At 34.8% G+C, this 24,007-nt stretch carries 24 protein-coding genes; 14 read left to right on the top strand and 10 right to left on the bottom strand.

The genetic code is table 11. The features are described 5' to 3' along the window. Window positions 1-97 precede the first annotated feature (97 nt). Complete coding sequence (locus I130_RS12325) at window positions 98-1,390, bottom strand: O-acetylhomoserine aminocarboxypropyltransferase/cysteine synthase family protein (protein ID WP_034923571.1); 1,293 nt, start codon at window positions 1,388-1,390, stop codon at window positions 98-100. An 836-nt stretch (window positions 1,391-2,226) separates the two neighbouring features. Between I130_RS12325 and metK the strand changes: the two genes are divergently transcribed. The 4 genes from metK (at window position 2,227) to I130_RS12305 (ending at window position 6,388) form a co-directional block, all read left to right on the top strand. Continuing rightward, the gene (gene metK / locus I130_RS12320; protein ID WP_034923568.1) at window positions 2,227-3,486 is read left to right on the top strand and encodes a methionine adenosyltransferase; all 1,260 of its coding nucleotides are present in this window, start codon (window positions 2,227-2,229) and stop codon (window positions 3,484-3,486) included. 140 nt (window positions 3,487-3,626) lie between these two features. Next, entirely contained in the window at window positions 3,627-4,991 is a 1,365-nt protein-coding gene (locus I130_RS12315) for an acyl-CoA dehydrogenase family protein (protein ID WP_034923565.1), read from the top strand. 12 nt (window positions 4,992-5,003) lie between these two features. Beyond that, window positions 5,004-5,924, top strand: a complete 921-nt coding sequence (locus tag I130_RS12310; RefSeq protein ID WP_034923562.1) for a 2-hydroxyacid dehydrogenase — start codon at window positions 5,004-5,006, stop codon at window positions 5,922-5,924. Window positions 5,925-5,935: 11 nt separating this feature from the next. Continuing rightward, window positions 5,936-6,388, top strand: coding sequence for a universal stress protein (locus I130_RS12305; RefSeq protein ID WP_034923559.1), 453 nt, complete (start codon window positions 5,936-5,938; stop codon window positions 6,386-6,388). Here the strand turns inward: I130_RS12305 and I130_RS12300 are convergent. Further along, on the bottom strand, window positions 6,385-6,900 hold the full coding sequence (locus tag I130_RS12300) for a DinB family protein (RefSeq protein ID WP_034923556.1): 516 nt from the start codon (window positions 6,898-6,900) through the stop codon (window positions 6,385-6,387). The genes I130_RS12305 and I130_RS12300 overlap by 4 nt on opposite strands. A gap of 71 nt (window positions 6,901-6,971) precedes the next feature. On the opposite strand from I130_RS12300, the gene I130_RS12295 reads away from it, so the two are divergent. From I130_RS12295 to I130_RS12285, 3 genes are read left to right on the top strand one after another with little or no spacing between them, the layout of a single operon-like run. Next, window positions 6,972-10,265 carry an amidohydrolase family protein gene (locus I130_RS12295; protein ID WP_034923553.1) on the top strand — a complete coding sequence of 1,098 codons (3,294 nt, stop codon included), beginning with the start codon at window positions 6,972-6,974 and terminating at the stop codon, window positions 10,263-10,265. A 17-nt stretch (window positions 10,266-10,282) separates the two neighbouring features. Further along, window positions 10,283-10,627 (top strand): DUF202 domain-containing protein, encoded by a 345-nt coding sequence (locus I130_RS12290; protein ID WP_034923550.1) that lies wholly within the window; start codon window positions 10,283-10,285, stop codon window positions 10,625-10,627. Window positions 10,628-10,650: 23 nt separating this feature from the next. Continuing rightward, window positions 10,651-11,031 carry a DUF6122 family protein gene (locus I130_RS12285; protein WP_034923548.1) on the top strand — a complete coding sequence of 127 codons (381 nt, stop codon included), beginning with the start codon at window positions 10,651-10,653 and terminating at the stop codon, window positions 11,029-11,031. A gap of 44 nt (window positions 11,032-11,075) precedes the next feature. On the opposite strand, the gene I130_RS12280 is transcribed toward I130_RS12285, so the two are convergent. Together I130_RS12280 and I130_RS12275 are read right to left on the bottom strand one after the other, a co-directional pair. Further along, window positions 11,076-11,435, bottom strand: coding sequence for a DUF779 domain-containing protein (locus I130_RS12280; protein WP_034923545.1), 360 nt, complete (start codon window positions 11,433-11,435; stop codon window positions 11,076-11,078). An 11-nt stretch (window positions 11,436-11,446) separates the two neighbouring features. Further along, on the bottom strand, window positions 11,447-12,946 hold the full coding sequence (locus tag I130_RS12275; RefSeq protein WP_034923542.1) for an aldehyde dehydrogenase family protein: 1,500 nt from the start codon (window positions 12,944-12,946) through the stop codon (window positions 11,447-11,449). 114 nt (window positions 12,947-13,060) lie between these two features. Here I130_RS12275 and I130_RS12270 point away from each other — a divergent pair, with 114 nt between their 5' ends. Beyond that, window positions 13,061-13,975 (top strand): AraC family transcriptional regulator, encoded by a 915-nt coding sequence (locus I130_RS12270; protein ID WP_034923539.1) that lies wholly within the window; start codon window positions 13,061-13,063, stop codon window positions 13,973-13,975. A gap of 8 nt (window positions 13,976-13,983) precedes the next feature. On the opposite strand, the gene I130_RS12265 is transcribed toward I130_RS12270, so the two are convergent. Further along, window positions 13,984-14,904: a DUF302 domain-containing protein gene (locus I130_RS12265; protein WP_034923536.1), complete on the bottom strand. Its 921-nt coding sequence runs from the start codon at window positions 14,902-14,904 to the stop codon at window positions 13,984-13,986. Window positions 14,905-15,126: 222 nt separating this feature from the next. On the opposite strand from I130_RS12265, the gene I130_RS12260 reads away from it, so the two are divergent. Further along, the gene (locus I130_RS12260) at window positions 15,127-15,741 is read left to right on the top strand and encodes a deoxynucleoside kinase (protein ID WP_034923532.1); all 615 of its coding nucleotides are present in this window, start codon (window positions 15,127-15,129) and stop codon (window positions 15,739-15,741) included. A gap of 12 nt (window positions 15,742-15,753) precedes the next feature. Continuing rightward, complete coding sequence (locus I130_RS12255) at window positions 15,754-16,407, top strand: sterol desaturase family protein (protein WP_034923529.1); 654 nt, start codon at window positions 15,754-15,756, stop codon at window positions 16,405-16,407. A gap of 54 nt (window positions 16,408-16,461) precedes the next feature. Here I130_RS12255 and I130_RS12250 read toward each other — a convergent pair whose 3' ends face one another. Then, window positions 16,462-17,496 carry an App1 family protein gene (locus I130_RS12250; RefSeq protein ID WP_034923527.1) on the bottom strand — a complete coding sequence of 345 codons (1,035 nt, stop codon included), beginning with the start codon at window positions 17,494-17,496 and terminating at the stop codon, window positions 16,462-16,464. A 307-nt stretch (window positions 17,497-17,803) separates the two neighbouring features. Here I130_RS12250 and I130_RS12245 point away from each other — a divergent pair, with 307 nt between their 5' ends. Both I130_RS12245 and I130_RS12240 read left to right on the top strand, forming a co-directional pair. Next, complete coding sequence (locus tag I130_RS12245) at window positions 17,804-18,289, top strand: ferritin-like domain-containing protein (RefSeq protein ID WP_034923524.1); 486 nt, start codon at window positions 17,804-17,806, stop codon at window positions 18,287-18,289. Window positions 18,290-18,420: 131 nt separating this feature from the next. Next, on the top strand, window positions 18,421-19,188 hold the full coding sequence (locus I130_RS12240) for an XRE family transcriptional regulator (RefSeq protein WP_034923647.1): 768 nt from the start codon (window positions 18,421-18,423) through the stop codon (window positions 19,186-19,188). A 54-nt stretch (window positions 19,189-19,242) separates the two neighbouring features. Here I130_RS12240 and I130_RS16910 read toward each other — a convergent pair whose 3' ends face one another. The 4 genes from I130_RS16910 to I130_RS12225 all read right to left on the bottom strand — a co-directional run bounded on the left by I130_RS16910 (window position 19,243) and on the right by I130_RS12225 (window position 21,375). Further along, the gene (locus I130_RS16910) at window positions 19,243-19,365 is read right to left on the bottom strand and encodes a hypothetical protein (RefSeq protein WP_262489276.1); all 123 of its coding nucleotides are present in this window, start codon (window positions 19,363-19,365) and stop codon (window positions 19,243-19,245) included. A gap of 103 nt (window positions 19,366-19,468) precedes the next feature. After that, entirely contained in the window at window positions 19,469-19,750 is a 282-nt protein-coding gene (locus I130_RS12235; protein ID WP_034923521.1) for a hypothetical protein, read from the bottom strand. 95 nt (window positions 19,751-19,845) lie between these two features. Then, the gene (locus tag I130_RS12230; RefSeq protein WP_034923518.1) at window positions 19,846-20,082 is read right to left on the bottom strand and encodes a hypothetical protein; all 237 of its coding nucleotides are present in this window, start codon (window positions 20,080-20,082) and stop codon (window positions 19,846-19,848) included. 111 nt (window positions 20,083-20,193) lie between these two features. Then, window positions 20,194-21,375, bottom strand: a complete 1,182-nt coding sequence (locus I130_RS12225) for a 3-deoxy-D-manno-octulosonic acid transferase (protein WP_083932917.1) — start codon at window positions 21,373-21,375, stop codon at window positions 20,194-20,196. Between the two features lie 172 nt (window positions 21,376-21,547). On the opposite strand from I130_RS12225, the gene I130_RS12220 reads away from it, so the two are divergent. Next, the gene (locus I130_RS12220) at window positions 21,548-22,681 is read left to right on the top strand and encodes a DegT/DnrJ/EryC1/StrS family aminotransferase (RefSeq protein WP_034923512.1); all 1,134 of its coding nucleotides are present in this window, start codon (window positions 21,548-21,550) and stop codon (window positions 22,679-22,681) included. Window positions 22,682-22,690: 9 nt separating this feature from the next. Further along, window positions 22,691-23,971 carry a metal-dependent hydrolase family protein gene (locus tag I130_RS12215; protein WP_034923509.1) on the top strand — a complete coding sequence of 427 codons (1,281 nt, stop codon included), beginning with the start codon at window positions 22,691-22,693 and terminating at the stop codon, window positions 23,969-23,971. The last annotated feature ends 36 nt before the right edge of the window (window positions 23,972-24,007 follow it).

The following is a 24,007-nucleotide window of genomic DNA, read 5'->3' as shown; positions in this document are numbered from 1 at the left end:
CCACGGGTAATTAAACCCTCAATGAGGGATTATAAAGAGCAATCGAAAATCACGCATGAGGATTTGCTCATTCCGATTGTCTTCCTAAATCAACCAATTATTTTAAAACCTTTAAACCAATCTTAGAAAAAGCTTGTTTTAGATCGGATTTAAGATCTTCCAGATCCTCCAGTCCTACAGAAAGCCTGATAAGATCTTTGGTAACTCCGGTAGATTCCTGTTGTTCATCATTCAATTGTTGATGAGTTGTACTGGCAGGGTGAATAATTAAAGATTTTGTATCTCCAATATTAGCAAGCAATGAGAAAATAGTAGTTTCATCGGCTATTACTTTCGCAGCATCAAAACCGCCATCTACTCCAAAGGTCACAACTCCACTTTGTCCTTTAGGTAAATATTGCTGGGCAAGTTCATAATATTCACTGCTCTCCAATCCCGGATAATTCACCCATTTTACCTGCTCCTGTTCTTGTAACCATTTTGCCAAAGCCAACGCATTTTCACTATGTTTTTTAATCCTAATTTCTAAAGTTTCCAATCCCTGAATGATCTGAAAAGCATTGAACGGACTTAAAGCTGCGCCATGATCTCGCAATCCTTCTATTCTTACTTTTGCTATAAAGGCTGCTTCTTTTAAAGCATCATGATAAACAAGGCCATGATATCCCGCAGAAGGCTCTGTAAATTCAGGGAATTTTCCATTGGCCCAATCAAATTGTCCGGCATCTATGATCGCTCCACCGAGAGAAGTTCCATTCCCGTTGATGTATTTAGTAAGAGAATGAATTACAATATCTGCTCCGTGCTGAATTGGATTTAAAAGCGATGGAGTTGCTACCGTGTTATCCACTATCAAAGGAACTTTATGCGATTTCGCATGTTTAGAAATAGCCTTGATATCTAATACATCTAATTTTGGATTCCCCAGAGATTCTATAAAGAAGACCCTGGTGTTTTCTTGGGCTGCTTTTTGAAAGTTTTCCGGATTAGATGGATCTACAAAAGTGGTAGTGATCCCAAATCTTGGCAAGGTTACATTTAGAAGATTATAGGTGCCACCATAAAGACTACTAGAAGCGACGATATGATCTCCAGATCTTAATAAAGTAAGCAAGGTAGTACTGATAGCTGCAGTTCCAGATGCGGTTACTACCGCGCCAATTCCACCTTCCAAAGCGGCTAATCGTTGCTCGAGAATATCATTGGTGGGATTGTTTAATCTTGTATAGATAAAACCTGGTTCTGCCAAAGAGAATAGTCTGGCGGCGTGATCTGAATCTTTAAAAACATACGAAGAGGTTAAATAAATAGGAACCGCTCTAGTTCCTCCATTGGTAGTTACATCGTGACCCGCGTGTAGTGCATTTGTTGAAAATTGTTGTGTGCTCATAATTGTAGTTTTAAGTGTTTGTTTTATTTTTTATAAATGATCTTAATTTTGCTGAAATAAAAAATCCCTCTGGCTAGTTTGCCAGAGGGATTTAGGAATTGAACTATATAAAACTAATTTACATCCTGAATTTTTGGCAATAGCGGCTTGTTGCGTACATCATACACATTTGCATATTGCAGCACATTATTGAAATATTTGAGAAATTTGTTTTCATTATAGTTTGTTCGAGCTGAATTCTATCAGCACTTTAAAATTCTTGTTTTTTTGAGTTATATAAACAAAAAAAGCCGCTGCGGTTGGCAGCGGCTTTTGCAATTCTTATAAGTTAAGTTTTATGCAATAGTGAACGCTGCGGGTTTCCCCAACATCATCATACACATATTACACATTACTTGATTCATCTTGTTAAAAATCTATGTCACAAATTTAACGACAGAATCTTTTATAAAACAAATTTTATTTCACTTATTTTTAAAAAAATTTAAATAACCTACTGAGAATCAACTATAAGAAAGGAATTTATTTTTTTTTGCGCTAAGGATTGAGCGTTTGTCTGAGCTCTCCCGATCCTTTTATCGGGAAGCGAGTCGTGAAAGCCTGACGCGAGCCCGCCTGAACTTTCGGGCAGGCCTTTTGGCGAAGCGTAGTGCTAAACAAATATTAAAAAACAAGTTAAAGAATGAGGGCATTCAATCTAATTTTATACATTTGCGCTTTACGATTACAGGGAATGATTTGACTGATTGCTACCCTTAAAAAATGCTAAAGCAGTGTAAACTTCGCTAGCAATACCCGTCAAAGAGTTTTCTTACTTACTAATTAAAACGACAAGAATGGCGTATTTATTTACTTCAGAGAGTGTTTCTGAAGGACACCCAGATAAAATAGCTGATCAAATCAGTGATACCTTACTAGACAATTTTTTAGCTTTTGATGAGAATTCAAAGGTTGCTTGTGAAACCTTAGTAACCACAGGACAAGTTGTTTTGGCTGGAGAGGTAAAAAGCAACACGTATATAGATGTTCAAAACATCGCACGTGAAGTGATTAACGATATTGGATATACCAAAGGAGCTTATAAATTTAGCGGTGATTCTTGTGGCGTTATTTCTTTGATCCATGAGCAATCTCAGGATATTAATCAAGGAGTAGATCGTGGTGAAAAAGAGGAACAAGGTGCGGGAGATCAAGGGATGATGTTTGGTTACGCAACCAACGAGACTGAAAATTACATGCCTTTGGCCTTAGATATTTCTCACAAGATCTTGATAGAACTTGCGAAATTACGCCGTGAAAATAAAGAAATCACTTATTTAAGACCCGATTCTAAAAGTCAGGTTACTATTGAATATAGTGATGAAAATGTGCCAGAACGCATAGAAGCTATCGTGATCTCTACGCAACATGACGATTTTGATGAAGATGACAATGCGATGTTGAGCAAGATCAAGAAGGACTTGAAGGAAATTTTGATCCCGCGTGTGATAAAACTATTCCCGGAATATGTTCAGAAATTGTTCAATGATGAGATCACTTACCATATAAACCCAACAGGAAAGTTTGTAATCGGAGGTCCGCACGGGGATTCCGGACTTACGGGAAGAAAGATCATTGTAGATACTTATGGTGGAAAAGGAGCCCACGGAGGAGGAGCATTTTCAGGAAAAGATCCAAGTAAAGTAGATAGATCTGCAGCTTATGCAGCAAGACATATCGCTAAAAATTTAGTAGCAGCAGGAGTTGCAGATGAAGTTTTAATTCAGGTTTCTTATGCCATTGGAGTTGTAAAACCAACTTCTATCTCTGTAGATACTTATGGTTCTTCTAAAGTGAAGCTTTCTAATGGAGAGATCGCTAAGAAAGTTGCCGAGATTTTTGATATGAGACCTGCTAGTATTGAAAGTAGATTGAAGCTTAGAAATCCTATTTATAGAGAGACTGCAGCTTATGGACATATGGGAAAAGAGCCTAAGACTATCACCAAAATTTTCGAAAGTCCGTATTCTGGAAGAATAACTCGTGAAGTAGAGTTATTTACTTGGGAAAAATTGGATTATGTAGAACAGGTAAAAAAAGCTTTTGGATTAAATTAAATTTAAACTTAAATAATATATTATAAAAAAGACCATTAGCAATAGTGGTCTTTTTTTTGTTTATCTACATATCTTCCGAAAGCTTTAACAAGACAGAAGCGTTAAAAACCTTAATTTTAAGATTCAACAAAACCTTACCTATGTCGCTCTTCGGAAAAGTAAAAAACACAATCAATATATTAAAGTCGGTAGATTTAAATCAGCTGGCGAAAATAAGTGAAACCATAGATATCCCTGAAGCTATGGATGCATTAGGGAATTTAGATGAGCGCCAATTAAAAGGCCTCATGAAAATGCTGAAAACCAAAAAGAAAAAGGGGCAACATAACCTGCCTCCTATCGATGGGGATTTTTACAATTTAGATCTTAAACTTACTACAGAACAGCGTGAGCTTCAATTAAGGGTTCGAAATTTCATGGAAGACGAAGTAAAGCCTTTAGTAAATGATCATTGGAATAGAGCGGCATTCCCATTTGAAATCATAGAAAAATTTAAAAAACTAAATATTGTAGGCCTTCCTTACGAGGGATATGGCTGCCCAAATATGCCCTTTTTGATGGAAGGAATTATAGCACAAGAAATTGCTCGTGTAGATGTTTCAATATCTACCTTTTTTGGAGTGCATAGCGGACTTGCAATGGGGTCTATTTATTTATGCGGAAGTGAAGAACAGAAACAGGAATGGTTGCCACAAATGCAAAAATTAGATAAGATTGGTGCTTTTGGACTAACAGAACCTGAGGGAGGATCGGGAGTTTCACAAGGGATGGAAACTACTTGTAAATTTGATGGGGAAAACTGGATCTTGAATGGGCAGAAAAAATGGATAGGGAATGCCACATTTGCCGATGTGATTATTATTTGGGCACGAGATGAAGACTCTAATAAAGTAAAAGGATTTATTGTTAGAAAAGAAAATCCAGGTTTTGAAGCTGAAAAAATGAGGGATAAAATGGCTTTGAGGATCGTTCAAAATGCCATTATTACTTTAACAGAATGCAAAATACCAGAAAGTGATAGATTGCAAAAGGCAGATTCTTTTAGGGACACCGCAAAAGTTTTAAAAATGACAAGAGCTGGAGTGGCTTGGCAAGCGGTTGGTTGTGCTAGAGGTGCTTATGAAAGTGCCTTGAAATACACCAAGAAAAGGGAACAATTTGGAAGACCTATTGCTTCTTATCAATTAATTCAAAATCATCTGGTAGAAATGCTTTCCAATTTAACAGCCATGCAAACGATGGTTTTTAGGCTTTCTGAGTTACAAGATCAAGAATTGCTAACAGATGAACATGCATCTTTGGCTAAGGTATATTGCAGCATGCGAATGAGGGATGTAGTAAGTAGAGCCCGAGAAGTGCTGGGTGGAAATGGAATATTATTGGAATATGATGTTGCCCGATTTGTCGCCGATGCTGAAGCTATTTATAGCTATGAAGGAACCAAAGAAATAAATACACTTATTGTAGGACGAGCCATTACTGGCTATAGTGCCTTCGTGAATTAAAAAATTTAAAAAATGTCAGTTCTATTGATATTTCCTGGAAGAGATCCAAAAATTTGGGTAGATGCAATAAAGGAACAACAGCCTAATGTTAAGTTGTATGTATATCCTGAAGAGCACAATCCAGAAGAAATAACTTATGCGGTTACTTGGAAACACCCAAAAGGAATATTCAACAAGTATTCAAATTTAAAGGTAATTGCCTCTATTGGCGCGGGAGTAGATCATATTATCTCCGATCCTGAAATTCCGAAAAAGGCTCTTATCACTCGAATAATAGATGAGCAACTTACTTTGGACATGAGCACTTTCGTATTAGGCTTAGTATTGGATAAGATTAGAAATATATCAATACACCACGGTGAAAAAATTTGGAATCCTAAGGCTTACAGTACCGCAAAAGAAGAAAAAATTGGTGTTATGGGACTTGGTGTGCTTGGAAAAGCTGCCGCTATAAACTTGTCTAAAAACGGCTTTGAAGTTTCTGGCTGGTCCAAATCTCAAAAGCAAATTGAAGGCGTGAACACGTATCACGGACAAAATGGTTTAAATGATTTCCTGAAAAACACTAGTATTTTAATTTGCCTGCTTCCGCTAACTTCAGAAACAGAATGTATCCTAAATAAAGAATTGTTTGAAAAATTACCTAAAGGCGCATACATTATAAACGTTGCTAGAGGAGAACATCTTGTTGAATATGATCTCTTAGAGATGCTTGATAATGGACAACTTTCTGGAGCAAGTCTAGATGTATTTAGAACAGAACCTTTACCAGAAGAACATCCATTTTGGAAGCATCCCAAGGTTCATATATCTCCGCATATTGCTAGCACTACAAACCCCAAACAAGTAGCACATCAACTAATGGAGAATTATCTAAGACTTAAAGAACGAAAACCTTTAAGGAATATCGTCAACTTAAAAAAGGAATATTAAAATTACAGTTTATGAATACAGTATTTAAAAATATAATGGTAGCGGTAGATTTTAATGAGGCCGTAGGTAAATTATTAGGATATGCTGAAGCTTTAGCTTTGCAATTTGATGCTAAAATTTGGGTGGTACATGTGGCAGATCCCGATCCAGATTTTGTAGGGTATGAACCCGGACCTCAATATATTAGAGATTTCAGGGCAGACGAATTAAGAGATGAACATAAAAAGCTACAAGAAGTCACCAATATGTTCTTGGACAAAAAAATAGAATCCGCAGCTTTACTTATACAAGGCTCAACAGTAGAAACGGTCTTAAATGAAGCAAAAAAGTTACGTGCAGATCTCTTAATTGTAGGGAATCACAAACATAGCTTCCTGCATAATTTATTATCTGAAAGTGTTTCTTTGGAACTATTAAAGAACGGAAATATCCCACTACTTACTATTCCCATAGATGAAGATTAACTAGCTGCCTTTACTACACTTACCGTAACTAACAATTGACCAATATGCCTTTGGGTATGTTCTGCAGCATGAAACATCAAGCCGATTACAGAAGAAGGTAATTGCTTTCTACCAACACCCCGAAATTCGGTTAAATTGGCAACAGGAATAGTTTTTAACTTCTCTAGTTGTTCCTCTATCTTTTTATTGAATAACTCTATTAAGTCTTCAGAAGAAATTTTAGTGTTAGGAACAGTTTCATTTTTCAGATAAGTCAATTGAGCATCCGTTAAATTTTCAGCTTCAACATAAGTGAATAATCTATCTAAAACTCCCGTTAAATGTTGCAAATGAAATCCTACCGAAGCTCTATATACAGGCTTTTCCCAAAGTAAAGAATCTGGAAAATCTAACATATATTTCTTCAGTTCCAGTTTAGATTGAAGCAAGGAATGTACAATAGGCTGTAAAAGAACTGGATAACCTTCAATTTTCCCTCTAAGCCAATATTCTGGCAAGTCTTTATCATTCATATGATATGGATATTAAGATTATGTAAAAATAAAAGAAATAGTATCTTTAGCTATCCTTTAAAAGTACAAATATGTTTCAAAGAATATTGCTTACCCTAGCTTTGGTAATTCTCTACACGACCGCATACTCTCAGGAAAAAGACAAAAAAGATAAATGGGACGTTTCCAACCCCTACACAAAAGATTGGGAGATCAATGAGGTTCCCTTGAATACAGATGAAGGAACTTGGATTAATTTAGACGTTAGTCCAGATGGTAACAAGATAGTATTCGATTTATTAGGTGATATTTTTAGTATGCCAATTACAGGAGGAAAAGCTGAACTATTAAGATCTGGAATGCCTTATGAAGTACAACCTAGGTTTAGCCCGGATGGATCTAAGATCTTATTTACCAGTGATGCTGGAGGCGGAGATAATATTTGGATCATGGATTCTGAAGGGAAAAATGCCATACAACTTACTACGGAAGAGTTTAGACTTTTAAATAATGGAGTTTGGACGGCAGACGGAAATTCTATAATTGCTAGAAAACACTTCACCTCAGGACGTTCATTAGGAGCAGGTGAAATGTGGCAATATCATATTGCAGGATCTGCAGGGCTTCAATTAACCGAGAGAAAGAATGATCAGCAGGACGTGAATGAACCTAGCACTTCCCCAGATGGTCGTTATTTGTATTATAGTGAAGACATGTATCCTGGAGGCAATTTTCAGTATAATAAAGATCCAAACAAACAGATCTATGTTATAAAACGTTATGACCTTGAAACAGGAGAAACTGTTGTAATCACAGGAGGTTCCGGTGGAGCTGCACGACCTCAGATTTCCCGAGATGGTACAAAATTGGCATTTATTAAAAGAGTGCGTACCAAGACTGTTTTGTATGTGCATAATCTAAAAACAGGCGAAGAACGCCCTGTTTATGATAACCTAAGTAAAGATCAGCAAGAGGCTTGGGCTATTTTTGGAGTATATCCTGGTTTTAGCTGGATGCCGAACAATAAAGAAGTGGTGATCTGGAGTGAAGGAAAAATAAAACGTATTAATGTGGAAACTTCTGAAGAAAAAGAAATTCCCTTCAATGCTGAAACCACTATTAAAATAGCTGAAGCACATCATTCTAGTCCGAAGGTTTTTTCTGAGGATTTCACCGCGAAGGCTATTAGAAATGCAGTGACTTCCCCTAATGGAAAAACACTAGTATTCCATGGATTAGGATTTCTTTGGAAAAAAGAGCTTCCGAACGGTAACCCTCAACGCTTGACTAAGGATACAGATTTCGAATTTGATCCTTCTTTTTCTACAGATGGAAAGACTATTATCTACGTAACCTGGGACGACCAAAACAAAGGAAGTATTAAAAAAGTAAATCTTTCGGGAGGAAACCCGGTAGCCTTAACTTCAGAAAAAGGAATCTATAGAAACCCTTCTTTCTCTAAAAATGGAGATAAATTAGTGTACACTAAGGAGTCTGGGAACACAGATCTAGGCGAAACCTATACTAAAGAACCCGGAATCTATTTGATGAATTCCGATGGAAAGAATTCAGTAAAAATAAATAAAGAAGGAGACTTTCCTGTTTTCAATAAAGATGATTCCAGAATTATCTTTCAAACTGGCGGTTATTTATTTGGGAGTCTTACTAAAAGTTTAAAAACTATAGATTTAAATGGAGAAGATGAACGTGTTCATTTCAATTCTAAATATGCAAACAGGCTGATCCCAAGTCCAGATAATAAATGGATCGTATTTTCCAATTTGCATAAAGCCTATGTGGCTCCTTTTGTAATGACAGGAAAGCCTATAGAACTGGATGGAAAATCGAAAGCATTTCCTGTAACACAGATCACAAAAGATGCTGGGATCAATTTGCATTGGTCTAACAACAGCGATAAAGTTCACTGGACTTTAGGAGATGAATATTTCACCAATGAAATTAACCAGAAATTCACGTTTTTAGAAACTTCAACAGATTCTATTTCTGCAATAACAGAGACTGGCTTAAAAATAGGATTGCAAGCAAAAACAGCGGTTCCAAAAGGGCAAATTGCCTTTACCAATGTGCGTATCATTACCATGGAAGGTGATAGTGTTATTGAAAATGGAACTATTGTAGTAAACGAAAATAAAATTGTCGCACTTGGAAATGCTAGTGATATTGAAGTTCCTAAAAATGCGAAAACTTACGATCTAACCGGCAAAACTATAATGCCTGGAATTGTAGATGCCCATGCACATATTGGAGCTTTTAGATATGGAATTAGCCCAAAGAAACATTGGCCGCTTTATGCAAATCTTGCCTTTGGAGTTACCACTGCCCATGATCCATCTGCCTTAAGTGAAACGGTATTTGGAATGGCAGAAATGATTAAAAGTGGAGAAATGGTAGGACCAAGATTGTTTTCTACAGGGATCATTATATATGGAGCAGATGGCGATTTTAAAGCCGATATCAATAGTCTAGAAGATGCAAGATCTGCTCTTAGAAGAACAAAGGCCTTTGGTGCAAATTCTATTAAAAGTTACAATCAGCCGAGAAGAGAGCAACGCCAACAAGTGATGCAAGCTGCTAAAGAATTAGATCTTAATGTGGTTCCTGAAGGAGGAAGTACCTTTTTCCATAATATGAGTATGATTATAGATGGTCATACAGGGATTGAACATAATATTCCCGTAGCACCGGTTTATAAAGATGTGCTCACTCTTTGGGGAAATAGCAACACAGGCTATACTCCTACTCTAATTGTAAATTACGGAGGAATAAATGGAGAGTTTTATTGGTATGAGAAGTCTAATGTTTGGGAAAATGAAAAGTTATTGACCTTTATTCCTAGATTCATTGTAGATTCCAGATCTAGACGAAGAGAGATGCTGCCTCAAGAAGAATACGACAATGGCCCAATCCTGGTTTCTGAAACTGCAAAAGCCTTGAGCGACAAAGGTGTAAAGGTGAATCTTGGAGCACACGGACAACTTCAAGGCCTTGGAGCACATTGGGAATTGTGGTTATTACAAATGGGTGGAATGAACAATATGGAAGCTTTAAGAGCGGCAACAATTAATGGAGCCGAATACCTGGGAATGGGAAGTGAAATAGGGTCACTAAAAGTTGGAAAATTGGCTGATATTATTGTTCTTGATAAAAATCCATTGGAAGATATTCATAACTCAAATACAGTTGAATTCACTATGGTTAACGGACGTTTATTCGATTCTGCCACCATGAATGAAGTTGGAAATAACCCGAAAGAAAGAGGTAATTTTTATTGGGAAAACAATAATTACAATCAAGCATTTCCATGGCATGAAAGCAGCCAAAGTTTTACTGCTCCTGGATGTACTTGTCAATCTACTCACAACTAAAACTTTTATTTTTATAAATGAGAAGAGTAAAACTATATAATCCATTCAAAACCCGTATGATTGATGAGAAATTCATTCGGGAGCATCTTGCATTGGAGAGAACTAAACTAGCCAATGAACGCACTTTATTATCTTATATAAGATCCTCACTCTACTTATTCATTGGTGGATTAGCTATTTTGCAGATTAAAGAATATGAGCACGTGCAATGGTTGGGTTATTTGTCACTTTTCATATGTATAGTATTTATATCTATAGGCATCTACCGATATATTCATTTAAATAGAAAACTTCGAATGTTATTACAACCAGAAGAGGTAGAAGAAAAATCTAAAAAAGAAGAGTTCAAACCCGATCTTTAACTATAATTCGGAATTAATTGTCATTGCAAACTATTGTTCATTATTCACTTCATTTTCTCGCCATTGGTGCTATTGCTTATTGGTACGATAAAAAAAATTGGAAAAGGAACTGGCTGATTTTGATGGCTACAATGCTTGTGGATGTTGATCATGTTTTTGCCACACCACTTTTTGATCCAAATAGATGTGGAATAGGCTATCATCCACTACATTCTGAAATTGCAATTGTTGGCTATATTCTTGGTGTTTTCCTTCTAAAGAATAAAATTTTAAAACTAATCTTCATCGGACTGCTTTTCCATATGATTACAGATTTTATCGACTGCATATGGATGTTTTCAAAATGCCAAGATTGTTATGTAAATTCAGAAATCTATAAATGGGTTTTGTTTTTCAGAAATTAAAAAAAGACCCTAAAACTTTCATGATAGGGTCTTTTCTATAATATCTATTTATTGAGATAAGTTAATTCTTCTTCTTTTAGTAACCGAGATCTAATGATAAATCGCTTGCCTAAAGGAATTTCTAAAGAAAAACTGGCTCCTCTCCCAGAGGTTAGATCCACGGTGAGATGAGTGTGCTTCCAATACTCAAATTGATCATGGCTCATATAAAATGGAATTCCAGTAACTTCACCTAACCAAATATCATTATCATCTATATAAAAATCTTCCTTGGACAATAACATAGGAGAAGAGCCATCACAGCAGCCACCACTTTGGTGAAAGATGAGGTCACCATGTTGCTGCTTCAGTTTCTCTACTATTTCTGCAGCCTCTTCTGTAATTTCAACCCGATTAAATTTCATAATTTATCTTTCTAAAAGAATCCTAGTTTCTTTTTATCATAAGAAATAAGCATATTCTTGGTTTGTCTGTAGTGATTTAGCATCATTAAGTGATTTTCACGACCAAAACCAGATTTTTTATAACCTCCAAACGGAGCATGTGCTGGATAATCATGATAACAATTCACCCATACTCTACCGGCTTTAATAGCACGAGGAATTTGATAAAGCTGATGCGCATCTCTTGTCCACACTCCAGCTCCCAAACCATACAAAGTATCATTGGCTATTTCTATAGCTTCAGCTTCATCTTTAAAGGTACAAACTGCAACTACAGGCCCAAAAATCTCTTCCTGAAAAACCCGCATTTTATTATGTCCTTTTAAAATAGTTGGCTGTATATAAAATCCCTTAGAAAGGTCTCCATCTAATTTCTTAGCTGCTCCGCCTGTAAGTACTTCTGCACCTTCTTCTTTCCCTATTTCAATATAGGATAAAATCTTTTCATGCTGATCATTGGAAGCCTGAGCTCCCATCATTGTATTCATATCGAATGGATCACCCATTTTTATAGCTTCAGTTCTGGCAATTACTCGTTCTATAAATGCATCGTAGATATCTTCTTGAATTAATAATCTTGAAGGAGCGGTACAAACTTCCCCTTGATTAAATGCAAACAATACGGCACCTTCAATACATTTATCCAGAAAATCATCGTCATGATCCATGATGCTGCTAAAAAAGACATTTGGAGATTTTCCTCCCAATTCCATTGTAACCGGATTTAAATTTTTTGAAGCATATTGCATTATTAACTGCCCGGTGGTGGTTTCTCCTGTAAAAGCCACTTTATCTACCTTGCCACTAGAAGCTAAAGGTTTTCCTGCTTCTGGACCAAATCCATGAATTACATTAAAGACGCCTGGAGGTAAAAGATCACTTATTTTTTCAGCTAGAAAGGTTGCTGAGGCAGGAGTTTGTTCAGCAGGTTTTAAAACCACACAATTTCCAGATGCTAATGCCGGAGCCACTTTCCAAGCAAGCATAAGAAGAGGGAAATTCCAAGGAATAATCTGAGCGACAACTCCCAAAGGCTCTCTAATTATTAAAGAAACTGTATTCTCATTAAGCTCTGTAGCCGATCCTTCTTCAGCTCTAATTACAGACGCAAAATATCTAAAATGGTCTATAGCTAAAGGAACATCTGCATTTACGGTCTCACGAATTGCCTTTCCATTGTCTGCAGTTTCCATCTGGGCAAATTCATTGAGATTTGCTTCAATAACATCTGCGATCTTCATTAAAATTGCCGATCTCTCACCAACAGAGGTTTTTCCCCAAGCATCCTTAGCATTATTAGCTGCTTCAATAGCCCTCTTTACATCACTTTCTTTAGATCGAGGATATTTAGCTAGTAATTTATTATCTACAGGAGAATGATTATCGAAGTATTCTCCATCATCTGGAGCTTCAAATTTCCCGTTTATAAAATTCCCATATTTCTCTTTAAACTTTGGTTTTGAATAATTCATATAGTCTTTTATTAAAATTAATGATTATAAATTTCTATATTTAAACTGGTAAAAAATTGAACTTTTCTACTTAAGACTATTACATTTCTATCAATTTCTTAATTTTCGAATGTCTTGAATACAAATTTGTTAAAATACAAGAGTTCTAGAAAGCTAAATACTTTTATAGAAAATAGAACTATTTATAGTGCAGATCATGCTGAGCTTAACGTTTTTGAAACTCAACAAGCTGCTGAAAAAGTAGACTTGCAATTTGATTTTCCCATTATTGCCAGTATGCTCACTGGTAAAAAAGTGATGCATCTTAAGAATAGAGATTCTTTTGAATTTTCCCCAGGAGAGTCTGTTGTACTTCCCGCCAATGAAAAGATGATCATAGATTTCCCTTTAGCTACAATTGAAAAACCAACTCAATGCTTAGCTCTAGGAATCGATCCAGATAAGATAAAAGAGACAGTTGCTTTATTTAATGATAATTCCCGAATAGAATTCGAAAACGACGCCCACAATTTCGATACTAGTTCTATTCATTTAAATAATAATGAACAAATTCAATTTGTATTGGACAGGATCTTTCAAACCTTTTTAAGTGGTAATAAAGCAAAAGATGTATTGGTAGATTTAATGGTTAAGGAGTTAATTATACGATTACTCCAAACGAAGGCTAAACTGATGCTTATAGATAATTCAACTTTGTTCGATAATAACAGGATTGCATTCATTGTGAAATATATGAGAGAACATCTTACAGAAAATATTTCTGTAGATAAATTGGCAGATAAAGCATGTATGAGTACATCCAATTTCTATAGAACCTTCAAGAATACTTTAGGAGAATCTCCAATAGATTATTTAAATGCAGAACGAATAAAATTCGCTAAAAGATTAATTCGTGATACAAAATGGAAATTTGCCGAAATAGCCTTTAAGTCTGGCTTTAATAATATAAGCTATTTCAACAGGCAATTTAAAAGATTGGAGAAAATCACTCCAAATCAATATCGGAGCTTATTCAGTTTTAATAATTAAATTATAATTTAATTCCCCGCAGCAGTATTAGCTAAAGTTTCCAGGGCAGTAGAAATTTGTAATACTACATCCTCATTTCCTTCAATTTGATGTTTAGAAGCAAGAAACACAGGATCATTATACGATATATTCACCATACCATCTTCAGATTGCCAAACCAACATTTTTTGAGGTAGATCTAAGCCTATAGTTTGTTTGTTCTGCATTAAAGGTGAACCAAGGTTTGGGTTCCCAAAAATAATTATTTTAGTTGGTCTTAGTTCCAAACCAACACTGGCCGCGTTTGCCTGATGATCTAATTGAGCAACGATACTTAAATTTTCGTTTGTGACGATTGCATTCTGTAAAGTATTGTGTGTAGTTTCAAAATCTTGGTTACTTTCTATCGTGATAATCCCTTCTTTAAACTCTGCACTTAAATTTGTGGCGCGTTGTATCTCTGATGAAGTAGCAGCTTTAGTTAAATTTTCCAAAGCTGTAGAGATTTTAGACAAGGTGGAAACTCCCTGAAGATTATATCTAGACTCTAAATAAGGAACACTATTATATATAGCATAAACTGTATTGTTTGAATTTTGGAAAAATAATACTTTTTGTGGAAGATCTAAACCAGCCAACTGATTCTTTTGCATTAACGGAGTTCCCAAAACGGGATTCCCAAAGAATACAATTTTCGTAGGATTCAAAACTCGACCGGTAGATCTTGCATTAGCCGCATGGTCTACTTCTGCCACTATAGTGATAGCATCATTGGCATTCAGTGAATCTATAAAAGTGGAATATGTATTAGCAAAATTATTTTTACTTTCAGCATACTTTGTTCCTGTTACATTTATTTCTTCTGAAGAAAGAACAACATCTCCCGGATCATCATTGTTACAGGAGTTCAGAATAAACAACAAACTAAAAAAAGATATAAATTTAATCATGGCCAGTATTTTATATTAGCTAAAAATATAAAATTAGCTAGCTCAAGTCTGCAAATTTAATATTCTTTAACCCAGAATGTTAATTAAGTTTGAAGAAATGGATGAAATAGCACAGACTTAGAATTATTCAAATCTGTTATTTTTAGCCTAAAACTTGTATCTTTATCCGCTTTGAATTAATTTCATCGTCCTCAAAAAATAATCTATCATAAAGTGTTAAATATGCATGTAGCCATTGCGGGAAATATAGGGTCTGGTAAAACAACCCTCACAAAATTATTAGCAAAACATTACAAATGGGAACCACAATATGAAGATGTTCTAGAAAATCCTTATCTCGAGGATTTTTATAATAAGATGGAGCGATGGTCCTTTAATCTCCAAATATATTTTCTAAATAGTAGATTTAGACAAATTCTGCAAATTCGAGAAAGTGGACAAAAGATTATTCAAGATAGAACCATCTATGAAGACGCTCATATTTTTGCTCCCAATCTTCATTCAATGGGATTGATGGCAAATAGGGATTTCGAAAACTACAGATCACTTTTCGATCTAATGGAAAGCGTAGTTGAAGGTCCTGATCTACTGATATATCTGAGAAGCAGCATCCCAAATTTAGTTTCACAGATACATAAACGCGGTAGAGAATATGAAAATTCTATATCTATTGATTATCTTAGCCGACTGAATGAACGTTACGAAGCTTGGATCCATACATATGATAAAGGAAACTTGCTCGTTATAGATGTAGATAATATAAATTTTGTAGACAATCCGGAGGATCTGGGAGATATCATAAGTAAGATTGATGCTCAATTACACGGATTATTTTAAATTTTGATAATAATGGAGGCTACCAAACATAATAGACCGAAACATAAGGGTTCTGCCAAACTTTTTAAAAATCCGATTTTAGAAAAGCTTACGCACACGCATATTGCTGCGCCTTTAATTATTTTTACAGTAATTTCTGCAATCCTAATTTATTTTGGGATCGTTGAAAAAGGATTTGAAGTACCAAGTATAATCTTACTTTTCTTAGGCGGATTGTTCTTTTTTACTTTTATAGAATATCTAATGCATAGGTATCTCTATCACCTACCAGTAACCAATCCTAAAAGAGAAAAATTTGTATATACCATGCATGGTGTACACCACGATTTCCCGAAAGATAAAGATAGATTGGCTATGCCGCCAGTACTAAGCTTGATCTTGGCCACTATTTTCTTTGTGATATACAGAAGTGTTATGGGAGATTATGCTTTTGGTTTCCTTGCAGGTTTTTTAATGGGATATACCGCATATTTAGGAGTACACTATTCTGTGCATGCTTTTAAGGTTCCAAACAATTTTTTGAAAATCTTATGGCATCACCATAGTATTCACCATTATAGAGAGCCAGATAAGGCTTTTGGAGTATCTTCTCCTCTATGGGATGTGATCTTCAGAACAATGCCTAGGAAGTCTCCAGTTCAAGAACAAGCAAGTGCTTCACACTAATATAGAGAGTTATTCTACTTAAAAAATCCTACTGAAAAGTGGGATTTTTTGTTTTTACTGAATAAATCCGTTTTGACGGGCATGTTCCTCGGCATCATTAGAGTTATCTACCATTAATATTGGAGTAGTATCAAACTCACTTACAATACTTCTTACCCTATTCATCTGTCTCCTGTGGTTCACACTTCTCAAGTAAATAGTCAAGATCCTATCTGGAAATTGAGCAGCAATTTCAGTATAAATAGATGCATCATGCTCTCCACTATCACCAATTAAAATAAAATTTAAATCTGGATAAGTTTTTAAAATATTGATTATCTCTTTTTGTTTATGTGGTTTTTCAGGTTTAATAGACCTATCGAAAGGAGTACGAAAATTTCGAAGTAGTATTGGTCCTTTTGGAAATTTATTAAAATCCATAAAAAGCTTTAGATACTGATATAAATTCCATGGACTGTTGCTAATATAAAAAACCGGATTCTTATTCTCTCCATTTTTTCCTAAATGAAGCTTTTGATAAAAATCTGCTGCCCCTTTAAAAGGAATTCTTTTATAGGCATTTGTAAGCAAAGAATTTTTAAGAAGTCTCCACTTTAAAAATGAAGTAACTCCAGTATGTATAATTGTATCATCTATATCACTTATAATCCCATATTCTGCTTTGTCCTCAGGAATTAAAACTTCTCCTTGGAAATGTTTTCTCTCTTCTGAAGGTGTAGAATCTTCACTCTTATTAAACAATAAATTCACCGTAACCCAACCCTCCTCATTCGCCATATTAGAAAGATCATTTGTAAAGGTTTCCTCGAAGAGAAAATAACCTTCACTATCTGCTTCAGTTTTTAGATCTAGAAACTGAGGGATGTTAAGTTCTACTTTAGCATGCGGAATTTCAAAACTATCGAATTGTTTGTAAGTGGTTTTTAAGGTATTCAGAAAGGACTGATCTTGAACAATTTTGAGTGGAACATCATCGAGTACTCTCCCCAAAATATATAGGTGATTTTTAGTTCCATAGCTTCTATAGGGGGTTATTAGAACATTCTCAATTTTATTACTACTAAATAAATTTTTTATTCTTCTAAGCATTTCTTCGGTTTAGCTCTATATATAATAGGAAGGTAATTTACCATTATTCAAATTTCTGTATGGAGATTGCTGCTAATTTTAGATAAACTTTAAGAGCTCAATATTCTTACTAAGGGCAAAATAAATTTTAAAATCTCAATACATTAACTATTAACGTAGGAATTTATAATGATCAATTATAAATTAAAATCTCCATTTATGACTTAACAATTCGTTCACTAAAATTAGATTTTAATTATCATGTCTTTAACTAAAAGTAATTCACATACTTTCTAAATTCGTTATATAACCATTAAAATATAATATTATGAAAAATTTAGAAGAGTTATTTGAACATCAATTAAAAGATCTTTATAGCGCAGAAAACCAATTAATAGATGCCTTACCAAAAATGGTAAAAGCCGCCCATGATGCTCAATTAAAGAAAGCTTTTGAAAGTCATTTAGAGGAAACAAAAATTCATAAAGAACGTATTGAAGAGGTTTGTAAAGAGTTATCAATAAAACCTACTGGAGAAAAATGCAAGGCTATGGAAGGATTGATTAAGGAAGCTCAGTCTATGATTGAAGAAAAAGCAGAACCAGAAGTTAAGGATGCTGGGTTAATTGCTGAAGCACAACGCGTAGAACATTACGAGATCTCCGGTTACGGAACAGTAGTACGTTTTGCAAAAGAATTAGGCCATGATAGTATCGCTAAAAAGCTTCAGAAAACCTTAGATGAAGAATACAAAGCAGACCAAAAATTAGATGATCTTGCAGAAAAACGCTTAAATAAAAAAGCGAAAGCTTAATTCCATAAATTCATATTTAATAAAGGCTCTCTTGGAATATTTTTCTTAGGGAGCATTTTTGTATCCATTTTATATATAGGAATTATTCCAATATAAAAATGGATTTATTCCGAAAAATGTTATATTTGATTATGGGTACAGATATAACATTTGAAATAAAGCGATTTAAGGAAATTCGCGATGATCACAATTTCACGCAAAGTGAATTTGCAGAATTACTGGGTATAAAAAATTCTACTGCCGATATTGAGCGTGGTCGAACAAAACTTTCTGGAAAAATAGTTGCAGAGTTATTAAGGCAATTTGGAGTGAACCCACTTTGGCTATTCGGAGAGAGCGCTCAAAAATATCTACAGATAAATAAAGGAGATGTTAGCCCAAAGGTTATCACTGTTAATAGCGGAGAGGAAGAAAATATAATTTTAGTAAATCAAAAAGCCGCTGCAGGTTATCCCCATAACGTCCAGGATGTAGAATGGTACCAACAATTACCCGCTTTCGATATTCCTTTGCCCGAATACAGAAATGCTTCTTATCGTGGCTTTCAGGTAGAAGGAGATAGTATGATGCCTAATTTAAGACCCGGAGAGTGGGTTCTAGGAAAAGGAATTCCAAGTATTACTGAAATTAGCAGTAATAAGATCTATGTGGTTGTATTATACGATTCCGTTCTTGTAAAAAAAATCCAAAAACTGGATGACCCCTTTAAAGTAGTATTAATTTCAATTAATGAAGAATATGCTCCTGTAGAAGTTAAGATCAGTGATATTCAAGAATTGTGGCAAGTGAATAGTAAACTAACATTTAGTATAGATGCCACCTCAGAAAGCGGATTACTTAGACAGCTTCAGGAATCTATGGACGAATTAAAAAGTGAATTCAAGACTTTTAAACACTAAAAAATCCATCCTGGTTAGAGATGGATTTTAAAATATTTTAGTTGATTCTAAATGTTAATCTACAGCATCCTCAACATCATCAGCAACTTTCTCTATACCAGATTTTTCTTCTCTGCAAGAGGTTAACACAATACTAGAAGTAAAGGTTAAGGCTAATAAAAAAACAATTTTTTTCATAATTTAAATTTTAGTGGTTTGTTAATTTAAGAATCCCTATTATCTCTAATTGAGGTATTCTAAATATTTGAACAATTTATCTATTGCTTAAAGAAGCAATAAATTACATATCATCTGTTCCTTCAACCTCAGCTTCAACTTCATTAGCTGCATTCTTTACTGCATCCCCTGTTTTATTGGCTGCTTTCTTTACTGCATCTCCAGTATCATCTGCTGCTTCTTCTAAATCATCTCCAACATCATCCATGTCGTCGTTCATATCATCCATGTCGTCCATATCATCACTCATTTCCATATCATCACTTTCTTTCTTTGTATCTCTACATGAAGTGAAAAAGGCGCTAAGTGTAAAGGCCGTTGCTAGTACTAAAATTGATTTTCTCATAAGTTTAATTTTATAGTTATTGGTTTTGTAGTAATTATCTATATAAATATATATAAAAAAGGATAAAATTCTAAATTCAATAGAAATAGATTCAATTAATTATCATCCCCTATTTCATCAATTCTCTTATCCACTTCCTTATTTACTTCTTTATCAACCTCTTGTGCTGTTCTCTCTAAAATCCCTTTACGTTCCTCTACAGGTTCTGCTTTTTCGGTTTCAACTCTAACTTCTTTCACTATAACTGTTTCCTTTTCAGCGGTATCTCTACAAGAAATAAGCGTAGTAGTACCTGTAAGAATTAAAGCTGTTAAATAAATTACTCGTTTCATATAGTTTGATTTGTATTATAATTTAATCTTCGAAATTACTATAATATTAAACATAGCGTTTATATTTTTAGAATATTTTAGTATTAAATTGATTCATTTAATAAAAGGAAGTTAATATCTGCAAGTTTTAAGACAATTTAGCTTTATATAGTTACTTATTATTTCTGTAGCGCCAATATTGGATTTTATGTACTGTCGCGATTTACTCCCAGTTAGCAACCGAAATTCAGAATTAACAATTAGTTCATTGAAGATGGAAATAAGCTCGTGTTTAGAGTTAACAGTATATAATCCTTTAAGCGCTTTCAATTCTATAGCCTCAGGAAATTTTTGGAAATTTTTACCTGTAATAATTGGAATTCCAAATGTGGCGGGCTCTAAGATATTGTGAAGACCTGTGGTTCCCACTGCTCCGCCAACATAAGCAATATCGGCATAATTATAGATTTTCGTTAATAAACCTATAGTATCTATAAACAAGACCTTATAATCTGATAGTTGTTTACCCGCTTTATCTGAAAAGAGAACAGAGGGAACTGAAATTCTATTTTGAAAATTTTTAATCCTATCTCGTTCTATAGTATGCGGTGCGATTATAATTCTAACATCCGAGTCATTTTGTTTTATAAATTCCTCCAGAAGCAATTCATCCTCTGGCCATGTACTTCCGGCCACAATGCATAATTTATCATCTATAAATTCTTCAATAAAATCTAATTTATTATTCTGTTGTAGTTGATTAGTAACCCTATCAAATCTTGTATCACCACAAACTGTTACATTTTGAAAACCTATAGAATTCAGCAATGATTTAGATTTTCCATTTTGAACAAAAAAATGATCAAAGGCCTCCAAAGGTTTTTTAAACCAATCACTGTTCATCTTAAAAAAAAGTTGATCTTTTCTGAATCCGCCAGAAATCAATAATGTTTGAATGCCCCTATTTTTAAGTTCATTCAATATATTTGGCCAGAATTCGTATTTCACAAAAACCGCTAGCTCAGGATGTACAAGATCTAAAAATGATTTTGCATTCTTAACAGTATCCAAAGGCAGATAAATCACAATATTTGCTAAAGGTGAATTTTTCTTGATCTCATAACCTGAGGGCGAATAAAAGCTAATTACAATTTTATGATTTGGATAGAGCTGCCTCACTCTTTCAGCTACCGGAACCCCTTGCTCATATTCTCCTAAAGAAGCCATATGAAACCAAATAACTCGATCTTCTTTATTAATTTCAGATTTTAAAAGTGAAAAAGTCCTCTTTCTTCCATCAACAAATAATTTCATTTTAGGACTGAAGAATGTTGAAATAGGCAGCAACTTTTCAGTCAACCAGATAAGTATGTTATAAAGTGTTTGCAAGCTTTCTAATTTGATTGCTAAAATACCTCTTTCTTAAAAATTGCATTGGCGGTAGGTGCGATATTTTGTATTTTCGTGGCACTTCAAGAAAAATTAGATGAAAAAGATACAAATGGTTGACCTTCAAGGTCAATACGCCTCTATAAAAGATCAAATTAATGATTCTCTCCAGGAAATAATGAATACTTCAGCTTTTATTAATGGTCCTGAAGTCCAAAATTTTCAAAAAGAGCTAGAAGAATATTTAGGTGTTAAGCATGTTATTCCGTGTGCAAATGGAACGGACGCCCTTCAAATAGCAATGATGGGACTTGGCTTAAAACCCGGAGATGAAGTGATCACCGTAGACTTCACGTTCGCTGCCACCGTAGAGGTAATTGCATTACTACAACTGACGCCTGTTTTGGTAGATGTAGATCCAGAAACCTTTAACATAGACCCTGAAGCAATTAAAAAAGCAATTACTCCAAGAACCAAAGCAATTGTTCCGGTTCATCTTTTTGGACAGACTGCTGACATGGATGCAATTATGGAAATTGCTAAAGCTCATAATTTATATGTAATTGAAGACAATGCTCAGGCTATTGGTGCTGATTTTCATTCTAAAGAAGGCAAAACATCTAAAACTGGAGCTATTGGACATGTTGGTTCTACTTCCTTTTTTCCATCAAAGAATTTAGGTTGTTATGGGGATGGAGGAGCAATTTTCACCAATGATGATGCACTTGCGCACACGTTGAGAGGAGTTGTAAACCATGGAATGTACGAACGTTACCACCATGATGTAGTTGGAGTTAATTCTAGATTAGATAGTTTTCAAGCAGCAGTGCTTCGTGCAAAATTACCAAAACTAGATATATATAATGAAGCAAGAAAAGCAGCTGCTTATAAATATAATGATGCACTGAAAGATCAAAAGCATATAAAAATTCCTGTGAGATCTGGAGATTGTGACACTCATGTTTTTCATCAGTACACTTTAAAGATCACAAACGGGAAAAGAGATGCTTTGGTTAAACACTTAAATGAAAATAATATTCCTTGTGGCGTTTATTATCCAATTCCTTTACACAATCAAAAGGCATACAAAGACAGCAGATATAAAGAAGCAGATTTTCCAGTAACCAATCAATTAGTAAAAGAGGTGATCTCTTTGCCTATGCATACAGAGCTAGATACTGAACAAATAGATCATATCACTAAAACAATTATTGAATTTGTAAATAATTAATACGAGTCTATGAAAATACTAATAGCCATATTTTCCGGAGTTTTATTCGCTTCAACTGTAAATGCTCAGGATATTTATATCCAAAGCGGAAAAATAGTAGACACTAAAAATGGAAAAATTCTTACTGAGAAAACTATTATTGTCTCTGGAGAAAGGATTAAAAGTGTGGAAGATGGATATATTCAACCAGAAAATGAAGGTGATAGTTTAATAGATCTTCGCGAAATGACAGTATTGCCGGGATTAACAGATATGCATGTGCATATGGAAAGCGAATCTAATCCAGGAGCATATCTGGAGCCATTTACTTTGAACGAAGCCGATCTAGCTTTTGGCTCTTTAAGCTTTGCGAAAGCTACTTTAATGGCTGGTTTCACAACAGTAAGAGATCTTGGTGGAAGCGGGGTAAATATCGCTCTTAGAAATGCCATTAATAAAAAGAAAGTAGTTGGTCCACGCATATTTACTTCTGGAAAATCCCTTGCAACAACTGGTGGCCATGCCGATCCTACTAATGGCTTTAAAAATGAGTTAATGGGAGATCCGGGAGCTAAAGAGGGAGTAGTAAATGGACCTGAAGAAGCAAAAAAAGCAGTGAGACAACGCTATAAAAATGGCGCAGATCTAATTAAAATAACGGCAACCGGTGGTGTGCTTAGTGTCGCAAAATCCAGCTCTAATCCTCAATTTTCTCTTGAAGAAATAAAAGCGATTACCGAAACTGCAAAGGATTATGGATTTCATGTAGCAGCACATGCTCATGGGGATGAGGGAATGCAACGCGCGGTTAAAGGTGGCGTAAAAACAATAGAGCATGGCACTCTTATGAGTGAACAAACGATGGATCTCATGAAAGAATACAATGCGTATCTAGTTCCTACAATTACTGCAGGAAAAGAAGTTTCAGATAAAGCCAAAATAGAAGGATATTATCCAGCGATCATTGTTCCAAAAGCCTTAGAGATTGGACCAAAAATTCAGAATACTTTTAGCAAAGCATATAAGAGAGGTGTTGGAATTGCTTTTGGCACGGATGCAGGTGTTTATCCTCACGGCCAGAATGCTAAAGAATTTGGATTTATGGTAGAAGCAGGAATGCCAGCTATGGCTGCGATACAAAGTGCAACCATTACTCCAGCTCTTATCTTAATTATGGAAAAAGAATCTGGACAACTGGCACCCGGTTTTTATGCTGATATTATCGCAGTGAGGGAAGATCCAACCGAAAACATAAAAACCTTAGAAGATGTTCGATTTGTGATGAAGGAAGGAAAAGTTTACAAAAATTAAACAATAATTGTTGATAGATATAAAAAAAAAACCATG

Origin of the sequence: Gillisia sp. CAL575 (assembly GCF_000403785.1) — a bacterium.
Classification (GTDB): Bacteria; Bacteroidota; Bacteroidia; order Flavobacteriales; family Flavobacteriaceae; genus Gillisia.
The sequence above is the reverse complement of the archived record's forward strand: the minus strand, read 5'-3'. Positions and strand labels throughout refer to the sequence as shown.